We start from the raw sequence: 16098 nt of genomic DNA on the forward strand, positions 1-16098 counted from the left end.
CATCGTCGTACGGCGTCGTACCGCGCCGTCGTCCCGGCGCTAGATCCGCACCTCCACCGTACGCGCCAGCCGGTCGTGCAGGCCGCGGCCGTCGCGGTCCCAGACCAGGGCCGGGATGGCGAGGCAGAGCAGGACCGTACGGACGAGAGCGCGCCACGGGTTGACGGTGCCGGTGTCCTGGGCGACCACACGGAGGCCGAAGAGGCGCTTGCCCGGGGTGAAGCCGACCGTGCCCAGGGTGAGGGCGTGGAGCAGGAAGAAGATGAGCAGGGCCCAGTTGCTGGTGGCCTGGTCGTAGCCGTCGGTGATCAGGCCGTATGCGATCAACAGGCACAGGCCCCAGTCGACGGCGAGGGCGCCGAGACGGCGGCCGGGGCGGGCGATGGAGCCGGGTCCCTCCTCCGGCAGACCGAGTTGTTCTCCCCTGTATCCGAAGTCGACCCCGGCGTCCTCCGCCGCGCTGCGGGGGCCGGAGAGCCACGATCCGAGTGCTTGCCTCTTGTCCACGCGTCCACCGTACTGCGAGCGTTTTGCCATACGGACAGGTGGGGTGCGGGGCGGGATGTCCGGTTAACTTGTGCGAAACAAATGGGTCACGTACGAGAAATCACCCGTCCCTAGTGTCGAGAACAGCGTGTGCCACCGCACTGGCAGCACGAACGAACTACCACCCCGGCAGGTGACGTCGGGAGTAGGAGGAGCTGGATGTTCCAGAACGCCGACGAGGCCAAGAAGTACATCGCGGACGAGGACGTCAAGTTCGTCGATGTCCGCTTCTGCGACCTGCCGGGTGTGATGCAGCACTTCACGATCCCGGCCGAGGCCTTCGACCCGGCCGAGGAGCTCGCGTTCGACGGTTCCTCGATCCGCGGCTTCCAGGCCATCCACGAGTCCGACATGGCGCTCCGCGCCGACCTGTCCACCGCGCGCGTCGACCCGTTCCGCCGCGACAAGACGGTCAACATCAACTTCTTCATCCACGACCCGATCACGGGCGAGCAGTACTCCCGCGACCCGCGCAACGTGGCGAAGAAGGCCGAGGCGTACCTCGCGTCCACCGGCATCGCCGACACCGCGTACTTCGGCCCCGAGGCCGAGTTCTACGTGTTCGACAGCGTGCGCTTCAAGACCTCGGAGAACGAGTCCTTCTACCACATCGACTCCGAGGCGGGCGCCTGGAACACCGGTGCGCTGGAGGACAACCGCGGTTACAAGGTCCGCTACAAGGGCGGTTACTTCCCGACCCCGCCGGTCGACCACTTCGCCGACCTGCGTGCCGAGATCTCGCTGGAGCTGGCCAAGTCCGGTCTCCAGGTCGAGCGCCAGCACCACGAGGTGGGCACCGCCGGCCAGGCCGAGATCAACTACAAGTTCAACACGCTGCTCGCCGCGGCCGACGACCTCCAGCTCTTCAAGTACATCGTGAAGAACGTGGCCTGGCGCAACGGCAAGACCGCGACCTTCATGCCGAAGCCGATCTTCGGTGACAACGGCTCGGGCATGCACGTCCACCAGTCGCTGTGGGCGGGCGGCTCGCCGCTCTTCTACGACGAGGCCGGCTACGCGGGCCTGTCGGACATGGCCCGCTACTACATCGGCGGCATCCTCAAGCACGCCCCGTCGCTGCTGGCCTTCACCAACCCGACGGTGAACTCGTACCACCGCCTGGTTCCGGGCTTCGAGGCCCCGGTCAACCTGGTCTACTCGCAGCGCAACCGCTCCGCCGCCATGCGTATCCCGATCACGGGTTCGAACCCGAAGGCCAAGCGCGTGGAGTTCCGCGCGCCCGACTCCTCCGGCAACCCGTACCTCGCCTTCTCGGCTCTGCTCCTCGCGGGCCTGGACGGCGTCAAGAACAAGATCGAGCCGGCCGAGCCGATCGACAAGGACCTCTACGAGTTGGCGCCCGAGGAGCACGCGGGCGTCTCGCAGGTCCCGACCTCGCTCCCGGCCGTCCTCGACTCGCTGGAGCGCGACCACGAGTTCCTCCTCCAGGGCGACGTCTTCACGCCGGACCTGATCGAGACGTGGATCGACTACAAGCGCGCCAACGAGATCGCCCCGCTGCAGCTGCGTCCGCACCCGCACGAGTTCGAGCTGTACTTCGACGTGTGATATCGCCCCAGGTCAGAGCGGGTTTCCGCTCCCCTGGGCCGTGCGTGGGCCGTCGGCCGTGCTCTTCCTCCACTGGAAGGGCACGGCCGACGGCCAGTTCGGGGCCCCGCGGCGCGAGCGGCTGTCGAGAGCCACGGCCCCCGCCGGCCGCTCAGGTCAGCTCATCGGCTCGCCATCTAGGGTGCGTGTACGTCCGGAGCGTGAATCCGGGTCGGAGTGACCGAGGTACGCGGCCAGGGCCCTGATGTTCAATCAGGGCGGGCTTCCGCAGGTACATGTTGAAGTGGTTCCTGTTCAGCGCCTTAGGCTCCCGTGAGTAGAGCAGCTTCCAGCCGCACGCACCTCACGGCCAGGGGTCAAGAACGCCTACTGAGGTACTGGGTGGCAGCGGCTGTTCCCGAAGCAGCGGAGCACGCCCTGACCGGCACGGCGCCCCGAGTCGCCGTACGTGCCGCAGCCGTGATGTCCGAGGGCGTAGCGCGGCTCGTGACCGAGTACGAGATGGCCACGTGGCCCGAAGTGTCATCAAGCCCCGGCGGCGCTCGGCGCCGCCGACGCGCGCCCACACGTGGATGGGGCCGAGGTCCATGGGCTGATCACCGTGCAGAACAACCACGCCACGAACAAGCCTCCGGCGGGGGCGCTCAAGCTCCGAGATGGCAGGGGGCGCGGTACGCGAGTGCCGGCCGTGAGTGGTGAGCAATGTCAGGTCAGAGGCGCGCATCCAACCTCTTGGCCATCAGTTGGCCGCCTGTTTTACTTCCCGCATGGTTACGGGCGTGATTGCGGGGCTCTGGGTCTTCGTGGGCTCGATGATCGGGACGATCCTCGTGGCACGTCGAGCGCGGCGGACAGCTGCTCGGGCCGAAGCAGGGGAAGCAGTCTTCTTCCAGGTCGGGGCTAACCTGCCAGCCGAGGGGCGCCAATACAGCCTTGGCCGGGTACCGGCCGGAAGTGAGTTCCGGTGGCAACCTCGATGGTCGTGGACGCGTCTGCGTGAACTCCCGACAGATCTGCGCTATGTCTGCGCACGCGAAGCGAGCTTTCGCGAAGCGTTGCGGCTCCCGAGAGGCGCACTGGTGATCGAGTGTGAATCGTCTGCGGGGCCTGTACGACTATGGGTCCGCGCGGAACATTCAGCGCGCCTTGTGAAGATGATCCGGCGTATAGATAACCCGAAGTCGTCGAAGTCCTAGCCAGGCCTGACTGCGGGTTGCCCGCGGAGCACGCAGGCACTCAGGCACATCCTCACCTACGGCCGACCGGACGCGCTCCCGGTCGTGATCGGGGTGGAGTGAACCACGGCCGTCACTCGGGCCGTCTCCGGGCCGTGCGGTGCTCAACGACGGCCAACGCTGACAACCACCGACAACCAAGCCACAGGTCACAGGTCACAGGTCACTAAGTGGGTCGACCGAGTAGCCCAGGTCAGTGACCCGGTCCGTCACTCGCGACTGCGCCCCCGTTCCCGCTTTCCGGGACGGGGGCGTCGTCGTATGGTTCTGGCACGACTGTTCGATGAATGACGGGGAGACACGGGGATGCCCGAACAGGACGACCAGGAGCGGGAGTTCGACATCAAGTGGGCGGACGGCGCCGAGCACAAGGAGCCCTCCGCCCGGGCCCGGATGCTCGCCGCGCGCTGGAAGGAGAACCCGCCCGCGCCCCAGCCCTTCCGCGCCGACCCCGGCCCGGCCGGACCGCGCCGGTCCTCGTGGGTGTCGACGCTGATCGTCTTCGGCTGCGTGGCGGGGCTCATCGCGCTGATCGGCTACATCAACTACCAGTCGTCGTACTGAGCGGCTGTGACAGGTGGCGCGGCCGAGGCGAGCCCCGGCCGCGCTAGTTGCCGCCCTTGTCGCGGTCCTGTCGACGGGTCGCGAGCGGCCGTTCGCGGCGGTAGCGGCGCTCCCACCTCGCCTGCTGGTCACGGCGATCGCGGTACGCGCGGTAGGAGCCGGGCTGGGCCGGGCCGCCGCCTGCCGGGGAGCCCGACGAGGAGGCCGCCGAGCCTCCCCCCGTGCGGCCGTAGCGGACGTACAGGTAGAGCAGGGCGACGGCGGCCAGCCAGAGGACTTGGTTGGAGAAACCCATGACGACCAGAACCGCGGTCGCCGAGAGGATCAAGGTGCCCATGACGGGACTCCTCGGGGCGTGGCGTGGGTGATGACTGTGCGGGGAAGAGTAGCCCCGGCGCCGGGAAGTGGTGCCCGCCTTGCGCGGTCCCGGTGTCCGAGGGGCTTCGCTGCGCGTGTCCAGGATGATGGTGTGGCGGGTGCGAGGGCATCCCATTTATCGGGGTCCGCTCTCATGGGCCGTTCATGGAGTCCGCTTTTCGGGTCCGCTTTTCGGGGAACGGGTGCGTCGGGGATGCTGGGTCCATGGCATCGGATGATCATGAGTGGGCCGCCACCCGGGCGTGGGTGGCCGAGTGGCTCCCGGAGGGCCGCACCGTACGGAACTGGACGGATCTGCGGGGTGGTTGGACCTCCCGGATGCGCGGGCTGACGCTCGACGACGGGACGGGGCTCGTCCTGCGGTCGTTCGTGAAGCCGTTCTTCCGGCTGCACGCTCCGGGACTGCTGAACCGTGAGGCCGAGATCCTCACGCTGCTCGCCTCGTACGACGGCATCCCCGCTCCACGCCTGCACGCCGTCGACCCGACCGCCGAACTCGCCGACCACCCCTCGCTGTTGATGTCCCTGCTGCCGGGATCGTTGCGGATGGCGGAGGACGCCGACCTGGAGGCGCGGCTGGATCTGCTCGCCGGGCAGCTCGCCCGGATCCACGCGGTCGTGCCGGAGCGACGGCCCCGCACGTACCAGGCCTGGACCTCGCCCGAGCGGGTCAGCACGCCGGGCGGTGCGCTGTGGGAGCGGGCGGTGGAGGTGATCCGGCGGGCGGCACCCGCGTACGAAGGGTGTTTCCTGCACCGGGACTTCCATCCCGGGAACGTCCTCTTCACGGGTACGGGGGCGGGGGCGGGTACGGGTGACGGTGCGGGCGGTGGTCTTCGGGTCAGCGGGGTCGTGGACTGGGTGGAGACCTCGTGGGGGCCGGCGGATCTCGATGTGGCGCACTGCTCGACCGCCCTGGCGTTGTTGTACGGGGTGGAGCACGGGCTCGGGTTCCGTGAGCGGTACGAGGCGCGGGGCGGGCGTCGGTTGGCCGTGGACCAGGACCACGTGTACTGGCGGCTGCTGGACGCGCTGGCCTACGCCCCGGACGCGGAGAAGTTCGCGGTGCCCTGGCGGGAGCTGGGGCGGACGGATCTGACGTCGGGGGTCCTGGGGGCGCGGCTGGAGGGGTATGTGGGCGGGGTGTTGGAGCGGTACGCGTAGCCGGGCCGGGCCGGGCGCTGGAGCGTCCGATTGTCAGTGGCGTCCGGGAGGATTGCGTCGAGGGCTCGGGCTCGGTCGGCGCTCCGGATGTCGGGCGCGGGCGCGGCTCGGCGCGGTGTGAGGGGGAGGGCGGTGGGTATGGCTGACGGGCGGCAGCGGTATGTCGGGGTGGCCGAGCGGCGGGTGCGGCTGGGGCTGCGGCAGCGGTTGGCCGGATCCGTGCGGGCGGCGGGGCCGGAGGATGTGGCTGATTCTCTGGTGGCCTTGCACGGCTCGGATCCCGCGACGGTGCCGCTCGCGGTGGGCGCGCGGCTCGCCGATCCCGGGCGGACGGTGGCCGAGACCGAGCGGGCGCTGTACGTGGACCGCTCGCTGGTCCGTATGCACGGTATGCGGCACACCGTGTTCGTGTTCCCGACGGAGCTGACCGCCGTGGTGCACGCCTCGACCGGCATCACGGTCGCCGCGAGGGAGCGGGCGGCGCTGCTGAAGGACATGGCCACGGCCGGGGCGCCGGACGCGGCCTGGCTGAAGGAGGTCGAGGAGTCGGCGCTGGCCGCGCTGGCCCGCCGGGGCCAGGCGACCGCGGCCGAACTCGCCGAGGACGAACCGAGGTTGCGGGAGCGGTTCGTGTACGCGGCCGGGAAGAGCTACGAGGGGACGCACACCGTCTCGACGCGGCTGCTGAAGGTGCTGGGGGTGGAGGGCAGGGTCGTGCGGGGGCGGCCGCTGGGTTCCTGGACGTCGAGCCAGTTCCGGTGGGCCGTGGCCCCCGCGCATCCCGAGCTGGATGTGGCGCAGGCCCAGGCGTCGCTGCTGGGCCGGTGGTTGGCGGCCTGCGGCCCGGCGTCCGAGGCGGATCTGAAGTGGTGGACGGGGTGGCGTGTCACCGAGGTCCGCCGGGCGCTGGCGGCGATCGGGGCGCGGGCCGTGGCGCTGGACGAGGGGACGGGGTATGTGACCGCCGAGGACGAGGAGCCGGTTTCCGACCCCGGCGAGCCCTGGGCCGCCCTTCTGCCCGCCCTCGACCCGACGGCGATGGGCTGGCGGCAACGCGACTGGTATCTCGCCCCCGAACTCCGGCCGGCCCTGTTCGACTACAGCGGCAACGTCGGGCCGACGGTGTGGTGGAACGGCCGGGTGATCGGCGGTTGGGCCCAGCGGTCCGACGGCGAGATCGTGTGGCGGCTGCTCGACACGGAGGGGGTGGGGCGGGAGGCCGAGACGGTGATCCGTGCGGAGGCTGCGCGGCTGCGGGGGTGGGTGGGTGACACCCGGGTCACACCGCGCTTTCGGACGCCGTTGGAGAGGGAGTTGGTGTGAGTGCGGGGGCGTGGGGCGGGGCCGGGGTGGGGGTTGGGGTTGGGGTTGGGGGTTGCTCGGCGGTGGTGGGGCCCGGTGTGAGTGCGTCGGGGGTGCGGTGGTGGGGGCGGGTGCGGGTGGATCGTGGGGTGCGGTGGTGGGGGGCGGGTGCGGTGCGTCGGCGGGTGCGGGTGCGTCGTGGTTGCTCGCGCAGTTCCCCGCGCCCCTGAAAAGCAGGGGCTGCGCCCCGTGCTTTTCGCCCCGCAGCACCGTCGCTGTACAGGCCCGGCGGTGTCGCCGCTGCGCAAGCCCACGAGGCCATGACCTGCACCACCCCGACGCCACCACTGACAGGCCGACGAAGCCGGAACTTCGCGGGGCCCAGGTGCTCACACCCGCAGGGTGGCTTGTCAGGCCCACAGGGCCCGGCTCTTCAGGGTCGCGGGGAACTCCGCGCCCAGCCCCCACCCACCCGCAGCCTTCCGAACGCACAGAACCCGGAACTTCAGGGGCGCGAGGAACTGCGCGACCAACCCCCACCCACCCGCGGACGAGACCCGGCCCTCCCCCGCACACACAGAGCGCCGGGTGCCCCAGAAGCAGGGGGCACCCGGCAACCGGCTCACCCCGAGGGGCACTGCTTCCAGGCCAAGTGGTAGATCGTGCTGATGTCACCGTCCGTCGAGTCCATGGTCATGAAACTCGTGCTGCTGGCCGGCGACGACCCCCGGTTGACCCTCAGCTCGGTGTTGATGTTGAAGTTGCGCTCCACCCCACAGGGCGCCCACACCAGCTGGGCCCAGTCGGTCTCGTCCGTGGCCTGCCAGTTGTCCTCAAGCGGGCCGTTGAACGTGTGGGTCCTGGAGGCCGTGTCCGGGGAGCCCTGGAAGTAGTACGAGGCCTTCTCGACGCCGCTCGCGCCGCGCGCGAGAGAGGCGAAGCCGCGGTAGTCGACGCTGGCGATGGCGTAGGTGAAGCCACCGGGCACGTGGACGATCAGGTTGAGCTGGCAGTTCTTGCGGAACGCGGTGGACGGGGCGCCACCGCCGACCTGGGCGAGGTAGTCGCTGTAGGTCACCGTGAACGCGGTGTTGTCCGGTGAGACGGCGACCGCGGCCGTGCCCTGGGGACAGCCGGAGCCGTTCACCGTGGCGACCTTGATGACGATCTTGTCCGGGGGCGGGTCCTCGAAGGGGGACTCGGCCTGCGCGGGAAGCGCACTGGCGAACAGGGCGGCTACGGCGCCGCCCAGGAGGAGACCACGAACCATGGGGGGTTCTCCTATCAGAGTCATGCACATGTCAATAGACAGGCGCGAGAACCCCACGGCCTGCGACAACACGGACCGCGCGAGCGCAGACTGTGAAACAGCTGTGAAGACCGGGGGGCGACCGCATCGTATGGACCCCGGACGGGCAGGGCTAGGGCGATCTCCGGCCAACCCTGGCGGCCGGAGATCGCCCACTCCCGGTGGACCTCTCAGCTTTCCTCGGTGGATCGGTGGATCGGCGGGGCGGTCGGCTCGGCGCGGAGCACCGCGCCGAGCCGACCGCCCCCACCGCACTAGCGGCTGTAGCGCATCAGCGCCCGCACCATGTGGCACGTGGTGTCCGACGGCGGATGCACGCCGATGACCTCCGCCGTGCTTCGGATCGTCTCGTTGCGCGCCTGGTTCGGCATGTGGACGCCGGAGTCGAGCAGGGCGATCGCGAGGCGCATGGCCTTCAGACGCCGGTTGTGGGTGATGTACCACTCACGCGGACGGCCCGGCGGGAGCGTGTGCTTGACCACCGGCTCGTAGGGCAGGTCGAGCAGGACGGGACGCTGGACGGTCGACTGGGTGGGCAGCGGCTTGGACTTCAGTGCGGCAGCGGGCACGGACATCCTCCTGTCGCGGTCTGGGCACCGCCGGAATCCCCCGTCGGCAACCCTCGAACACTGCTTCTATTTTACTACTCCCCACTGACAATCGCCCCTGGCCAGAAGGCATCTGAGGGGTCCTGTGACTGAGGTGGAACACGAGTTTTCGGGCCCGGTTGGCTACCGTGGGCGGCATGGAGATCTGGATCAATCCGGCCTGTTCCAAGTGCCGCAGCGCGCTCAGCCTGCTCGACGCCGAGGGTGCCGACTACACCGTCCGCCGCTACCTGGAGGACGTCCCGAGCGAGGACGAGATCCGCGCCGTACTCGACCGGCTCGGGCTCGAACCGTGGGACATCACCCGCACCCAGGAGGCCGCCGCCAAGGAACTGGGTCTCAAGGAGTGGGCGCGGGACGCGGGTTCGCGCGACCGCTGGGTCAAGGCACTCGCCGAGCACCCCAAGCTCATCCAGCGGCCCATCATCACCGCCGAGGACGGCACCGCGGTGGTGGCCCGCACAGACGAGGCGGTACGGGACGCTCTGTCCAGGTAACGGGCGGTTAGGCCGGCCCGACCCTCAACCACGGGGTGACGTGCGTCACTTGCGAGTTTGCTGTGACCGTTGAGTAGCTTCGTTCGACATCTCGTACGTAGCGGCGTACTCGTCCGATCCGGTGGCCGATCCGAAGGCCCGCCGGGAACAGGAGGCGCGCATGTCGCGTAGGAGAACGCTCGGCACGAAGAAGAAGGTCGCGCTGTTCGTGACCGCGGCGGCGGTGGCGGGAGGCGGGGCCTTCGCCATGGCGGCCACGTCGAACGCGGCGCAGACCGCGGCGGATTCCAGTGTCTGTCAGGGACTGGCCACCGCGCTCGGCAACAACGAGCGGTTCATCGCGGACCAGAAGGCGAAACCCGACGCCCAGTCGGCGGCGCGGATCGCCAACCGCGAGGCGGTCATCGCCCAGATCAAGGTCCAGCAGGGCGCGTCGGACTGCGTGGTCGGGGAGTCGGCTCAGGGCTCCCAGGCCGCACCGCCCGCGCAGCCGTCCGCGCCGGCCACGGAGACCGGGGGGCCGGCTCAGGACCCCCAGGGCGACGAGGCGGCCGGGAACACGGGCGGCGCCGGTGGCGCGGGGAACGCGGGCGGCGCGGGTGACACCGGCAACGCCGGGGCCGGCCGGCAGGTCTGCAACGGCTCCACCGTCACCCTCTCCGGCGAGGGCGGCGCCCCGGCCGCGTCCAGCAACCAGTTCCCGGCCGGCACGAAGCTGCGGGTGACCAACCTGGACAACAACAAGTCCACGACGGTCGAGGTCACGTCGGTCTCCGGCAGTTGTGCCCTGCTGAACAACGCCGCCTTCGAACAGGTCCGGGAACCCGGCAAGTTCCTGATCCGCCGCGCGCTGATCGAGAAGGTGGGGTGACGTCGGCCGGGACGGCGGCGTGAGCCCGCTCGTAACGGTGAGGTGAAGAGAGGGCGATCGCACCCCGGGAGGCCGGCCACCGCGCACAGCGATGGCCGGCCTCGTCCGCGCGTACGGCCGATGCGTACGACCAGCGCGTACGCCCAGCACGACCGCCGGGACGTGAGTCGCGCCACAGCGACCCCAGGTAACACGGGGTTCACATTCGAGCAACGGCCGGGAAATCGCGTGTTGACAAGCTGCGCGGCATCAGCGCGGCGTTTCAGTGCCGCAGCGCCGCAGCACCCGCACACGCGCCTAGTGACCCACCCCGAAGGATGTGTCCCGTGACCTTCAAGGCTGAGTACATCTGGATCGACGGCACCGAGCCGACGGCCAAGCTCCGCTCGAAGACGAAGATCTTCGCCGACGACGCCAAGGGTGCGGAGCTGCCGATCTGGGGCTTCGACGGGTCTTCCACGAACCAGGCCGAGGGGCACTCCTCGGACCGCGTGCTCCAGCCGGTCTTCTCCTGCCCGGACCCGATCCGCGGCGGCGACGACATCCTCGTGCTCTGCGAGGTCCTCAACATCGACATGACGCCGCACGAGTCCAACACCCGTGCCGCGCTGCGCGAGGTGGCCGAGAAGTTCACCGCCCAGGAGCCGATCTTCGGCATCGAGCAGGAGTACACCTTCTTCGACGGCGAGCGCCCGCTCGGCTTCCCGATCGGCGGCTTCCCGGCCCCCCAGGGCGGCTACTACTGCGGTGTCGGCGCCGACGAGATCTTCGGCCGTGACATCGTCGAGGCCCACCTGGAGAACTGCCTGAAGGCCGGTCTCGCCATCTCCGGCATCAACGCCGAGGTCATGCCCGGCCAGTGGGAGTTCCAGGTCGGCCCGGTCCCCCCGCTGGAGGTCGCCGACCACCTGTGGGTGGCCCGCTGGCTGCTCTACCGCACGGCCGAGGACTTCGACGTGTCCGCGACGCTGGACCCGAAGCCCGTCAAGGGCGACTGGAACGGCGCCGGCGCGCACACCAACTTCTCCACGAAGGCGATGCGCGAGGGCTACGACGCCATCATCACCGCGTGCGAGTCGCTGGGCGAGGGCTCGAAGCCGCTCGACCACGTCAAGAACTACGGCGCCGGCATCGACGACCGCCTGACCGGTCTGCACGAGACCGCCCCGTGGAACGAGTACTCCTACGGTGTCTCCAACCGTGGTGCCTCGGTCCGTATCCCGTGGCAGGTCGAGAAGGACGGCAAGGGCTACATCGAGGACCGCCGCCCGAACGCCAACGTCGACCCGTACGTCGTGACGCGGCTGATCGTCGACACCTGCTGCACCGCGCTCGACAAGGCCGGCCAGGTCTGATCCACCCGGGCCGCACGGGCCCGAGCTTCGCCGGAGGGCGTCCACCGAACAGGTGGGCGCCCTTCGGCGTCCCCGGCCCGCCCGGCTCCGGAACGGTGTGCGTGGGGTGTGCGTGGGTGTGTGACGGCAGGGACGTGGGTGTGATGTCAAAGAAGCGTCCAAGCAGTGAGAGGAGGCTCCTGCAACGGGCGTGTGTCTGCTTCAATGAACCCATGGCCGGCTTCCAGAATCGACGCGCGACGGGTCGCCATGACCTGGAGCCCTTCTGGCCTTCCCGTCAGCACCACGACTTCGACCGGGTGTGTTGCCGCGCGACGAACGCGCCGGCCCTCTAAAGCCGTACATCCCGGCCTTCGGTCGGCGCGGAACGACGTACGTCCCTCGGCGGGGCCGGCCACGAGCTCGGTCGCCGAGGTCTCCCGGACGAACCTCTCGCGCGAAAGAGCTGACCTCTCATGGCGAACACCCGTTCTCTGTCGACCGCCGCCCCGCTGACCTCCGCGCCGGGCTCCGCGCCCGTCGCCGTCCCCGCGCCCGGCGCCTCCCCCCGGCACCGGCTGCGAGCCGTGGGCCGGGACGAGGTCGTGGACATCACGGACTTCCTGCCGCCGGGCGCCACCTGGCTCCCCGCCCCCCAGCACACCCTGCCCACGCTTCCGGGCCGGCCGCCGATGGTCGGCTACCTGGTGCTCCTGCCGGCCGACCAGCAGCCGCCGGTGCCGCCGTTCGCCGTCCCGGACGAGCGGCCTCTCGACCACGCGGGCTCCGCCGCGGGTCCCGCCTCCGGTTCCGGCTCCGTCGGGGCCGGGGACGAACTGGTCCGCGTCGACACCGTGCAGCGCACGGCCGAGGTCGGCGGGCGGCCGCTCGACCTCACCTATCTGGAGTTCGAGCTTCTCGCCCATCTCGTCGCGCACCCCAACCGGGTGCACACCCGCGACCAGCTGGTCACCACGGTGTGGGGCTACGGACATGTGGGCGACGGGCGGACGGTCGACGTCCACATCGCCCGGCTGCGCCGCAAGCTCGGTGCGGAGTTCCGCCAGGCGATCCAGACGGTACGGCGGGTCGGGTACAAGTACACGCCTCCGCTGGCCCGTTGACGGCCCACCGCGCTCGTCGCGGGGCCGATCCGCTGAAAACGGATCTTCCGAGAGCGGATCTTCCGAGAGCAGATTCCCGTTCCGTACCGGCCGCCCGGCGGGCAGAGTCGGCGGTATGAGACTTCTGATGCTGGGTGGTACGGAGTTCGTGGGCCGCGCCGTCGTGGAGTCGGCACTGGCCCGCGGCTGGGAGGTGACCGTCTTCCACCGGGGACGGCACGCGCCCGTGGCCGGGGTGCGGTCGCTGCTGGGCGACCGCACCGCGCCGGACGGGCTCGCGGCGCTCGCCGAGGCCGGCGCCGGTGGGGGCGGGGGCGGGTGGGACGTCGTCGTCGACACCTGGTCGGCGGCGCCGCGAGCCGTGCGGGACACCGCGCGTCTGCTGTCCGGAGTGGCCGAACGGTACGTGTACGTGTCGAGTTGCTCGGTGTACGCCTGGCCGCCGGCCGCCGGGTACGACGAGCGGGCACCCCTGGTGGACGGCGCGTCGGCGGACGCCGACGGAACGGACTACGCCCGCGACAAGCGGGGCGGGGAACTGGCGGCGGTCGAGGCGTTCGGCCCCGACCGCTCGCTCCTCGTGCGCTGCGGGCTGATCCTCGGGCCGTACGAGAACATCGGCCGGCTGCCCTGGTGGCTCACCCGGGTCGCCCGGGGCGGACCGGTCCTGGCACCAGGTCCCCGTGACCTTCCCCTCCAGTACGTCGACGTCCGCGACCTCGCCGCCTGGATTCTCGGGGCCGCGGAGCAGGGAGCGAGCGGCGCGTACAACCTGATCGGTCCCCCGGGGACGACCACGATGGGCGAACTGCTGGACGCCTGCGTGCGGGTGACCGGCGGTTCGGCCGAACTCCGCTGGACGTCACCGGAGTTGATTCTCGGCGCCGGGATCGAGCCGTGGACGCAGCTGCCGGTGTGGGTGCCCGGGGGGAGCGACCTGCATGACGCGCTGCACCGGGCGGACGTGTCCCGGGCCCTGCGGGACGGGCTCCGCTGCCGGGGTGTGGAGGAGACCGTGCGGGACACCTGGGAGTGGCTGACGGAACTCGGCGGAATCGCGCCGCGGCGACCGGACCGGCCGGCGGTGGGACTGGACGCCTCGGTGGAGGCGAAGCTGCTGGGGCTCTAGCCGGGCAAACCGGCCTGGGGACGGCGGTTCTCGCTCATCTCGGCCAGAGCCGCCGAAACTCCTCTTTCACGGGCTCCATCAGGATCCCTCGCCATGTACACGCCGTAGGGGATCGACAACTCCCGGTGCCGCGCGGGGTGTTGAAACCAGTTTGTCCCACGAATCTCTCATCAATTTCTGAGTCGCCTGAACACTCCTGGGACTCACCGCGTACTTGATGGAGCCGCTTCACTCCTGTCGGGCGCCTCGATAGCCCCGCAAGGAAGTCAGAGGAGTTCCATGGGACGCAACACACGCAAACGACGTTCGCCGCTGGCCGTTCGGGCCATTGCCGCATCCGCGGCGCTCGCGGTCGCGGGCGGCGGCCTGGTCTGGGCGAACTTCTACGCCTCAGCGGGCGAGTCGAAGTCCAAGCCCAACGCGACGCTGGCCTCCGCACAGGTGGCCACCATCGCCTGCCCGGACGTCGGTCAGAAGCTGACGAACGTGCCGCAGAAGGCGCGCGCGGGTGTCGCCAAGGAGCTGGCGCTGCTGGACCGGCAGATCACCGAGGCGTACAAGCGCCTGGCTGACACGCGCCAGGCGCAGGCGGGCGACGCCAACTTCGTCAACAACGCCATTCTCGGCCCGCTGAAGTCCAAGCGGACGGCCACCATCGACCGGATCGCCATCAACATCCGGCGCGTGGGCGGCCAGGCTCCGCAGGGCGTGGCGCAGCTCGCGGCCTGCCAGGGCAAGGGTGACCAGGCTCAGACCAACGCCGGCGGGGGCCAGGGTCAGAACCAGGGCGGCCAGAACCAGGGCGGTCAGGGTCAGAACCAGGGCGGCCAGAACAACGGCGGCCAGGGCCAGAACCAGGGCGGCCAGAACCAGGGTGGCCAGAACAACGGCGGCCAGGGTCAGGGTGCCAACGGCCAGGCGGGCAACGGCCCGGTCGCCGGCGACTTCATCAACATCAACCAGGTTCAGCCCAACGGCGGCCCCAAGGGCGTGAACGGCAACGGTCTCGCCGCCAACGGCAACGGCGGCTCGCGGGGCACCTTCACCACCAGCTGCGGCGTCAACAAGAACGAGCTGCGCAACTCGGACAACGTGATCGTCGCCCCGGGTGTCAGCAACGGCGCCCAGCACCAGCACGACTACGTGGGCAACCAGAGCAACAACGCCTTCGCGAGCGACCAGGACCTGGCCAACGCGCAGACCTCCTGCCAGAACCAGGGCGACAAGTCGTCGTACTTCTGGCCGGTCATCCGCATCCAGGACGGTTCGAACGACATCGACGCCAACAACCCCGGCGGCGGTGTGGACAAGAACGTCGGCAAGATCGTCGAGCCGAGCCAGGCCCAGCTGAAGTTCGTCGGCAACAAGCGCGGCCCCGTCGTCGCGATGCCGCAGGCCCTGCGCATCATCACCGGTGACGCCAAGGCCTTCGTGAACGGCCTGAACAACGCCAACACGAACTGGAGCTGCACCGGCTTCGAGGACCGTGTGGTGACGGACAAGTACCCGATCTGCCCGCAGGGCAGCTCCGTGGTGCGGACGTCCTTCTTCCAGAGCTGCTGGGACGGCAAGAACATCGACAGCGCCAACCACCGCACGCACGTCGACTTCGTGGAGGCGGACGGCAGCTGCTCGAACGGCTTCCAGGCCATCCCCCAGCTCCAGGTCCGCCTGGTCTACAACGTCCCGGCCCCGCAGATCCAGAACGGCCAGGTCGTGAAGCCCTACGCGGTGGACTCCTTCCCGGAGAACATTCACAAGCCGATCACCGACCACAACGACTTCATCAACTTCTTCAACCAGCAGACGATGAACAAGATGGTCCAGTGCATCAACAACGGCCAGAACTGCAAGTAGTGCCCGAGCGCTTCTGAGCCACAGACGAGAGCCGGCGGTGGGATCTCCCACCGCCGGCTTTCGTCTTTCCTGATTCCCGCTTCCCGCTTCCCGCTCCCCGGTTCCCGGATCAAGGCTTCCGGGAGCGGGACCGGCGCGGTCAGCCGCTGTGACTGCCGTCGTTGTGGCTGCCACCGGGGTTCATGTGCGCGGACCCTTCCTGCATCTCCCCGCCGAGGGTGCCCTGCAGCCCGCCCACCGTCTTCTTCTGGCCGACAGCGACCCACTTGCGGCCGACGAGGTAGTAGCCGCCGTAGTCCTTGGCGCCGGCGAGCCACTCCGCCTGGCCCCGGTCGGTGGCGAAGGTCGCGAGGACGAACTTGCCGTCGAAGTCGCCGTCCTTGTTGGTGCACAGGGCCTGGCGGATGGTGTCCGCGTCCGTCTGCATGTCCGGCTTGCAGCCCACCTCGCCCGCGATGTGCTCCAGCGTCCCCGTCGCCGTCTTCGGGACTGCGGCCTCCGCGTCGTCGCCCCCGCCGCAGCCGGTCAGCGCCAGCAGGGCGACGACCGCGCCGGCCGCGGTCCCCGCAAGCCTCTTCCTCGTCATACTCATCCGTACCTCCGGGTCCGTT

15 protein-coding genes are annotated in these 16098 nt (G+C 70.0%); 10 read left to right on the forward strand and 5 right to left on the reverse strand.

All coding sequences use genetic code 11. The features are described 5' to 3' along the window. Positions 1 to 39 precede the first annotated feature (39 nt). Entirely contained in the window at positions 40 to 507 is a 468-nt protein-coding gene (locus ACWCRJ_RS02290) for an RDD family protein (RefSeq protein WP_450937461.1), read from the reverse strand. 198 nt (positions 508 to 705) lie between these two features. Here ACWCRJ_RS02290 and glnA point away from each other — a divergent pair, with 198 nt between their 5' ends. After that, a complete protein-coding gene (glnA, locus tag ACWCRJ_RS02295) occupies positions 706 to 2115 on the forward strand; it encodes a type I glutamate--ammonia ligase (protein ID WP_450937462.1) in 1410 nt (469 codons plus the stop codon). 1541 nt (positions 2116 to 3656) lie between these two features. Beyond that, positions 3657 to 3914 carry an SCO2583/SCO2584 N-terminal domain-containing protein gene (locus ACWCRJ_RS02300; protein WP_046915562.1) on the forward strand — a complete coding sequence of 86 codons (258 nt, stop codon included), beginning with the start codon at positions 3657 to 3659 and terminating at the stop codon, positions 3912 to 3914. 43 nt (positions 3915 to 3957) lie between these two features. On the opposite strand, the gene ACWCRJ_RS02305 is transcribed toward ACWCRJ_RS02300, so the two are convergent. Beyond that, a complete protein-coding gene (locus ACWCRJ_RS02305; RefSeq protein ID WP_450937463.1) occupies positions 3958 to 4251 on the reverse strand; it encodes a hypothetical protein in 294 nt (97 codons plus the stop codon). A 245-nt stretch (positions 4252 to 4496) separates the two neighbouring features. Here ACWCRJ_RS02305 and ACWCRJ_RS02310 point away from each other — a divergent pair, with 245 nt between their 5' ends. Beyond that, positions 4497 to 5456: a phosphotransferase family protein gene (locus ACWCRJ_RS02310; RefSeq protein WP_450937464.1), complete on the forward strand. Its 960-nt coding sequence runs from the start codon at positions 4497 to 4499 to the stop codon at positions 5454 to 5456. A gap of 138 nt (positions 5457 to 5594) precedes the next feature. Beyond that, the gene (locus tag ACWCRJ_RS02315; protein ID WP_450937465.1) at positions 5595 to 6779 is read left to right on the forward strand and encodes a winged helix DNA-binding domain-containing protein; all 1185 of its coding nucleotides are present in this window, start codon (positions 5595 to 5597) and stop codon (positions 6777 to 6779) included. A gap of 601 nt (positions 6780 to 7380) precedes the next feature. On the opposite strand, the gene ACWCRJ_RS02320 is transcribed toward ACWCRJ_RS02315, so the two are convergent. Then, positions 7381 to 8028 carry a DUF4360 domain-containing protein gene (locus ACWCRJ_RS02320; RefSeq protein ID WP_450937466.1) on the reverse strand — a complete coding sequence of 216 codons (648 nt, stop codon included), beginning with the start codon at positions 8026 to 8028 and terminating at the stop codon, positions 7381 to 7383. A gap of 293 nt (positions 8029 to 8321) precedes the next feature. Next, positions 8322 to 8636 (reverse strand): hypothetical protein, encoded by a 315-nt coding sequence (locus tag ACWCRJ_RS02325; protein WP_450937467.1) that lies wholly within the window; start codon positions 8634 to 8636, stop codon positions 8322 to 8324. Between the two features lie 176 nt (positions 8637 to 8812). Here ACWCRJ_RS02325 and ACWCRJ_RS02330 point away from each other — a divergent pair, with 176 nt between their 5' ends. The 6 genes from ACWCRJ_RS02330 (at position 8813) to ACWCRJ_RS02355 (ending at position 15487) form a co-directional block, all read left to right on the forward strand. Beyond that, positions 8813 to 9172 (forward strand): arsenate reductase family protein, encoded by a 360-nt coding sequence (locus ACWCRJ_RS02330; RefSeq protein ID WP_409094358.1) that lies wholly within the window; start codon positions 8813 to 8815, stop codon positions 9170 to 9172. A gap of 160 nt (positions 9173 to 9332) precedes the next feature. Then, positions 9333 to 10043, forward strand: coding sequence for a hypothetical protein (locus ACWCRJ_RS02335; protein WP_450937468.1), 711 nt, complete (start codon positions 9333 to 9335; stop codon positions 10041 to 10043). Between the two features lie 326 nt (positions 10044 to 10369). Then, on the forward strand, positions 10370 to 11398 hold the full coding sequence (gene glnII, locus ACWCRJ_RS02340) for a glutamine synthetase (RefSeq protein ID WP_450937469.1): 1029 nt from the start codon (positions 10370 to 10372) through the stop codon (positions 11396 to 11398). A gap of 455 nt (positions 11399 to 11853) precedes the next feature. Continuing rightward, complete coding sequence (locus tag ACWCRJ_RS02345) at positions 11854 to 12501, forward strand: winged helix-turn-helix domain-containing protein (RefSeq protein WP_450937470.1); 648 nt, start codon at positions 11854 to 11856, stop codon at positions 12499 to 12501. Between the two features lie 115 nt (positions 12502 to 12616). After that, the gene (locus ACWCRJ_RS02350; RefSeq protein WP_450937471.1) at positions 12617 to 13630 is read left to right on the forward strand and encodes an NAD-dependent epimerase/dehydratase family protein; all 1014 of its coding nucleotides are present in this window, start codon (positions 12617 to 12619) and stop codon (positions 13628 to 13630) included. Between the two features lie 279 nt (positions 13631 to 13909). After that, positions 13910 to 15487, forward strand: coding sequence for a DUF1996 domain-containing protein (locus ACWCRJ_RS02355; protein ID WP_450937472.1), 1578 nt, complete (start codon positions 13910 to 13912; stop codon positions 15485 to 15487). A gap of 139 nt (positions 15488 to 15626) precedes the next feature. Here the strand turns inward: ACWCRJ_RS02355 and ACWCRJ_RS02360 are convergent, their stop codons facing one another. After that, entirely contained in the window at positions 15627 to 16079 is a 453-nt protein-coding gene (locus tag ACWCRJ_RS02360) for a hypothetical protein (protein WP_450937473.1), read from the reverse strand. Between the last annotated feature and the right edge of the window lie 19 nt (positions 16080 to 16098).

Source organism: Streptomyces sp. NPDC002324, from assembly GCF_053593335.1.

Bases quoted from the DNA above. Each gene is read 5' to 3' on its own strand.
- ACWCRJ_RS02300 (WP_046915562.1), top strand. From the start codon at position 3,657: ATGCCCGAACAGGACGACCAGGAGCGGGAGTTCGACATCAAGTGGGCG.
- ACWCRJ_RS02335 (WP_450937468.1), top strand. From the start codon at position 9,333: ATGTCGCGTAGGAGAACGCTCGGCACGAAGAAGAAGGTCGCGCTGTTC.
- ACWCRJ_RS02315 (WP_450937465.1), top strand. From the start codon at position 5,595: ATGGCTGACGGGCGGCAGCGGTATGTCGGGGTGGCCGAGCGGCGGGTG.
- ACWCRJ_RS02305 (WP_450937463.1), bottom strand. From the start codon at position 4,251: ATGGGCACCTTGATCCTCTCGGCGACCGCGGTTCTGGTCGTCATGGGT.
- ACWCRJ_RS02355 (WP_450937472.1), top strand. From the start codon at position 13,910: ATGGGACGCAACACACGCAAACGACGTTCGCCGCTGGCCGTTCGGGCC.
- ACWCRJ_RS02360 (WP_450937473.1), bottom strand. From the start codon at position 16,079: ATGAGTATGACGAGGAAGAGGCTTGCGGGGACCGCGGCCGGCGCGGTC.
- ACWCRJ_RS02330 (WP_409094358.1), top strand. From the start codon at position 8,813: ATGGAGATCTGGATCAATCCGGCCTGTTCCAAGTGCCGCAGCGCGCTC.
- ACWCRJ_RS02310 (WP_450937464.1), top strand. From the start codon at position 4,497: ATGGCATCGGATGATCATGAGTGGGCCGCCACCCGGGCGTGGGTGGCC.
- glnA (WP_450937462.1), top strand. From the start codon at position 706: ATGTTCCAGAACGCCGACGAGGCCAAGAAGTACATCGCGGACGAGGAC.
- ACWCRJ_RS02320 (WP_450937466.1), bottom strand. From the start codon at position 8,028: ATGGTTCGTGGTCTCCTCCTGGGCGGCGCCGTAGCCGCCCTGTTCGCC.
- ACWCRJ_RS02345 (WP_450937470.1), top strand. From the start codon at position 11,854: ATGGCGAACACCCGTTCTCTGTCGACCGCCGCCCCGCTGACCTCCGCG.
- ACWCRJ_RS02350 (WP_450937471.1), top strand. From the start codon at position 12,617: ATGAGACTTCTGATGCTGGGTGGTACGGAGTTCGTGGGCCGCGCCGTC.